The following is a 2,737-nucleotide window of genomic DNA, read 5'->3' on the forward strand; positions in this document are numbered from 1 at the left end:
TCAAAACGCACCAAACGAATGGCGTAGTCGATCAGGCCGTCCAATTTCAGGGGGCTGGGGGGGCGGGTGGGCTGGAGCTTATTCAAGGGCAAAAAGGTGGCGCGTCCGGCTTTTTCCCGTTTCAAAAAGTTGACAGCGCTCACGGCCACGGTGTCATCCTCCACTACCACAAAGTGCAGCCGGTTGCCTGCTGCAACCTCCAGGGCCAGTTGATACTGGGGATCCACCTGCCCCAACTGGGCCACCAACCCCAAAACCCCCGGCAGACGGGCACTCAGGATGGCTTGGGTCGCCCGGGATCCCTGGGATTCTTGCAACACTTGGCGGCGGGTTTCCCATTTGTCCAGTTGCCGCTGCTTGGCGTGCAGCTCGGCGGCCAGGCGTTCGTGGGTGGCGCGATCCAGCTCCAGGCCGGCCTGCAGTTGCGCCAGCTCTTGGGCCAGGGTCTGAACCTGAGCTTCCGACTGTCGGCAAGTGTGTTCCAGCTCGGCGGTGAGGGCCAGGTGGGATCCCAGCCACGCCTCGATCTGGGCAATCTCCGCTTGGATCTCTTGGCTTTGTCGTTCCAGTTGCCGTTGTCGCTCTTGCAGGCGAATTTGCTCCTGTTGGAGAGGCTCCTGTTCAGCGCGGAGTTCCTCAATGTGGCGGGTGAGGTAGCGCTGCTGTTTCACCCAGGCATCAGCGGATTGGGCTAGGGCGCGCAGCTGTTCGCGGCTCTGTTCCAAGCTAATTTGGGCTTTCTGAACCTGGGCCTGCAGGGATCCCTGGGCTTGGGCCAGTTGCTCCTGTTGGCTGTGCAGGTGTTCCAGCTCCGCCTGCAGATGCTGCTGTTGGGCTTGGCACTCCTGATGTAGGCGCTGCGCTTGCTCGATCTCCTGCTGCCAGGCTGCGATCTGTTGGCTGACCTGTTGCCGTTGTGTTTCGGCGGCGGCGATTTGGGCTTGCAGGTGCAGGTATTCCTCCTCTCCAAGAGCATGGATGCGGCTTTGCAACTCGGCCAGGGCGGCTTCGGCCTGTTGCAAATGATCGTTCAAGGTCTGCACCTGAGCGGTGGCCTGCTCCTGAGCCTCCAGAAGCTGCTGAATGGCCGCCTGGGTTTCTTCCACTTGGGCCTGCAAATGCCGCCAAAGCAACACCTGTTGCTGCTGCTCCAGCGTTTGCAACTGCAGCCGCAGTTGCTGATGGTGTTGGGCCTTTTCGCTCTCTCTGAGCAGCCGCTCTCCTTGAGCTTGCCATTCTTGTTCGATGAGCCGAAAGCGCTCAATTTGTTCCCGTACCGCCTCCAGCTTGCTGTTGGCCTGGGCGATCTTGCGGTCGAAGGTGGCCACCCCCGCCAATTCGTCGATGATCTGCCGCCGTTCCTTGGGGTGCATGGAAATGATACTGGTGACATCCCCCTGTAAAACGACGTTGTAGCCGTTGGGGTAGATGTGCATCGCCTCCAGTTGTTCGTGCAGCTCGCTCAGGGTACAGGGCACATCGTTGATGTAGAAAGTGCTGGTGTAGGGGAGAGAATCCGTCCCGCTATCGCGAGTGGGATCCTCAGCCTTTCCGGGCTTGACCCGCAGCCGGCGACTGACTTTCCATTCCCTGGGCTGGCCATCTTCTCCTGGCCCCAGCTCAAAGGTGACGGAAACGTGGGTTTCCACCTGCCGATTGCCGTTGAGGCTGCCGGAATGCACCAGATCCAAAAGCCTCTCTGCCCGCATCCCCCGCGAGGACGATAACCCCAGCGCGAACAGGATCCCATCCAGGATGTTGGACTTGCCGGAGCCATTGGGGCCGGAAATGACCGTAAAGCCCGGCAGCAGGGGCAACGAGGTGGTGCTGCCAAACGACTTAAATCGGGTCAGCTCAATCCGCTTGATGTACATCACACCCCACATCTAGCGTGGCCACCAGCATATGATGGCAACAGGCTAGCATGGGTAGCAAAAACCTGTGCAGCTCAAGTTTCTTAGGACGGCTTGGCATCTGAGTCTGCACCTGTTGAGTCTACATCTGTGCTGACGAGCAGGTCGGCCTTTTGGAGAAGACGATGCACCTCCGCCCTCAGCTCCGGCCAGCGGTAGGTCAGTAAGTTTGCCTTGGAGATGAACAGCAGCCGGTAGCCGGGTTTCAGGTTTGGGCACAGAGGGCGCAAGATTTCTCGCAACTGGCGGCGCAGCCGATTCCGCTTTACGGCAGATTTGCTCACCTTTCTGCCGATCACCAGCCCCACTTGGCTAGGGATCCCTTCGCACCCTGCGGGCATCGGCTGAAACAGCAGGGTCAAGCCTGCACCGGAACGACGTTGGCCCCCCTGGTAGAGCGCCTGAAAAGCTCGTCGATCCCGCAATCGATGAGGAGCCGGCAACATTGGGCACCGAGGAGAGTCTGCCCCAGAAGTCAGCGAGTTTTGGGCTGCAACGCTCCAAAAAACCAAGACAAATCAAATCTCTGACCAAAGGGCTTAGGAAACCGCCAGGCGATAACGCCCCTTGGCCCGCCGTCGCCGCAAGACCTGACGCCCAGTTGCCGTTCGCATTCTGGCCCGAAACCCAGAAACCCGAATGCGTCTGCGATTGGTGCCACGAAGGGTACGCTGAGTCATGGTGAGAAGCCAACTTATGAATCCAAGATCATTTGCCAGAGCTGACCAGACCGAAATTAGCCCGCTTGAAACTGATCGCAGACGCTTAATCTTAGCAGACTCAATGGAAAATTGCTAGATTGGCCACCCCGCGCCGAGCAGTTA

Annotated in this window: 3 protein-coding genes; all 3 read right to left on the reverse strand. The window is 59.2% G+C overall.

The window, feature by feature from the left end; all coding sequences use genetic code 11:
* On the reverse strand, window positions 1-1,886 hold a 1,886-nt coding region (locus tag NW837_RS13605; RefSeq protein WP_414332152.1), incomplete at its 3' end, for an AAA family ATPase.
* 71 nt (window positions 1,887-1,957) lie between these two features.
* Window positions 1,958-2,359, reverse strand: a complete 402-nt coding sequence (gene rnpA, locus NW837_RS13610) for a ribonuclease P protein component (protein WP_011434476.1) — start codon at window positions 2,357-2,359, stop codon at window positions 1,958-1,960.
* A 93-nt stretch (window positions 2,360-2,452) separates the two neighbouring features.
* A complete protein-coding gene (rpmH, locus tag NW837_RS13615) occupies window positions 2,453-2,593 on the reverse strand; it encodes a 50S ribosomal protein L34 (RefSeq protein WP_011434477.1) in 141 nt (46 codons plus the stop codon).
* Between the last annotated feature and the right edge of the window lie 144 nt (window positions 2,594-2,737).

The sequence above is a fragment of the Synechococcus sp. R6-10 genome (assembly GCF_047461815.1).
Lineage (GTDB): Bacteria > Cyanobacteriota > Cyanobacteriia > Thermostichales > Thermostichaceae > Thermostichus.